Consider the following 852-nt stretch of genomic DNA (forward strand, 5'->3'; position numbering starts at 1 on the left):
ACTGCAGCACGTTGGAACCCAGCACCGGCAGCGCGAACAAAAGCAGCGTGCGCGGGATCGGCCCGCTGGTCAGATCGTGGGTCCGCCTTCGAGCGGGCTTGTCGTCATCCATGGCAGCACCGAAAATGAATCAGGCCCGCGATGCTATCGCAGGCCTGATGCTCATGCATCCCTTCCGCGCTCAGCCGTATGCCCGCTCGGCGTGCGGCTGAAGCAGAACTAGTTCGCGGCGAGGCTGTTCCCGGACAGTCCAGGCAGGGTGACCTGATAGACCAGGAAGGTGGTGTCGACATCGGCGCCGTCCTCGGCCTTGTAGGGCGCGCCGACCTGGAAGCCGTCCTGGGTGAGAAAGTCGTTGTCGTTGGCAACGAACAGGAAATAGTCGTCGGGAAGCTTCGGATCGACGACGGGCGCCAGCGACATCGCCTCCCACTTCTCCGAGAGATTGTCCTTGTCGTTCGGCTTGCCATTGTGCAGGCCGAAGCGGCCGAGCTCGCCTTTGTCGTTGATGTCGATGAAGGAGGTTAGCTTGGCCGGCGTCACCGACGGATCAAGCACGCCCTTCGGCGCCACCGGCTTGTCGGCGGCATCGAACGGACCGTTGGCGATGTCGGTCGCGGCGGAGAGGTCGACGATCTCGATCTTGCGATAGACCGATTCTTCGCCCTTCAGGCCCTGGCCGTTGCCCGAGTCGCGCGCCAGCATCAGGAAGCTGGTGTCGGAGAGCGCGACGATCTCGCTCTGCGCGGCGACCTTGGTCTTGCCCTTGGCATCCTTGAAGACCGGCAGCGGCACGACATATTCATGCGCCAGCTTGAGGTGAGCGAGGTCGGAAGCGTCATAGACCAGCGC

The 852-nt window shown here is 63.4% G+C and carries 1 pseudogene; it reads right to left on the minus strand.

The annotated features are described in order from the left end of the window. Positions 1–219: 219 nt before the first annotated feature. Positions 220–852 (minus strand): annotated as a pseudogene (locus tag EOA24_RS39770) (esterase-like activity of phytase family protein); the annotation flags it as partial.

Origin of the sequence: Mesorhizobium sp. M2A.F.Ca.ET.039.01.1.1 (assembly GCF_003998035.1) — a bacterium.
GTDB lineage: Bacteria > Pseudomonadota > Alphaproteobacteria > Rhizobiales > Rhizobiaceae > Mesorhizobium.